General features: G+C 54.7%; 1 rRNA gene. It reads left to right on the top strand.

Annotation, left to right across the window (positions count from 1 at the left end):
- Positions 1-1,032: ribosomal RNA gene (locus IBJ82_RS34375) — 23S ribosomal RNA — on the top strand; the annotation flags it as partial.

Below are 1,032 nucleotides of genomic sequence, written 5' to 3' on the forward strand. Positions count from 1 at the left end.
TTATGGGCGAAGCTGAGAATTTAAGCCCCGGTAAACGGCGGTGGTAACTATAACCATCCTAAGGTAGCGAAATTCCTTGTCGGGTAAGTTCCGACCTGCACGAATGGCGTAACGACTTCTCTGCTGTCTCAACCACAGACTCGGCGAAATTGCATTACGAGTAAAGATGCTCGTTACGCGCGGCAGGACGAAAAGACCCCGGGACCTTCACTATAGCTTGGTATTGGTGTTCGGTACGGTTTGTGTAGGATAGGTGGGAGACTGTGAAGCTCGGACGCTAGTTCGGGTGGAGTCGTCGTTGAAATACCACTCTGATCGTATTGGACTTCTAACCTCGGACCATGATCTGGTTCAGGGACAGTGCCTGGTGGGTAGTTTAACTGGGGCGGTTGCCTCCCAAAATGTAACGGAGGCGCCCAAAGGTTCCCTCAGCCTGGTTGGCAATCAGGTGTTGAGTGCAAGTGCACAAGGGAGCTTGACTGTGAGACTGACAGGTCGAGCAGGGACGAAAGTCGGGACTAGTGATCCGGCACCGGCAAGTGGAAGCGGTGTCGCTCAACGGATAAAAGGTACCCCGGGGATAACAGGCTGATCTTCCCCAAGAGTCCATATCGACGGGATGGTTTGGCACCTCGATGTCGGCTCGTCGCATCCTGGGGCTGGAGTAGGTCCCAAGGGTTGGGCTGTTCGCCCATTAAAGCGGCACGCGAGCTGGGTTTAGAACGTCGTGAGACAGTTCGGTCTCTATCCGCCGCGCGCGTAAGAAACTTGAGGAAGGCTGTCCCTAGTACGAGAGGACCGGGACGGACGAACCTCTGGTGTGCCAGTTGTTCCGCCAGGAGCACTGCTGGTTGGCTACGTTCGGAAGGGATAACCGCTGAAAGCATCTAAGCGGGAAGCCTGTTCCAAGATGAGGTTTCTCTCCCACTTGATGGGTTAAGGCCCCCTACAGACCATGGGGTTGATAGGCCAGAATTGGAAGCCAGGTAACTGGTGTAGGTGACTGGTACTAATAGGCCGAGGGCTTACTAC

Origin of the sequence: Nocardia sp. XZ_19_231, assembly GCF_015355705.1 — a bacterium.
GTDB lineage: Bacteria > Actinomycetota > Actinomycetes > Mycobacteriales > Mycobacteriaceae > Nocardia > Nocardia salmonicida.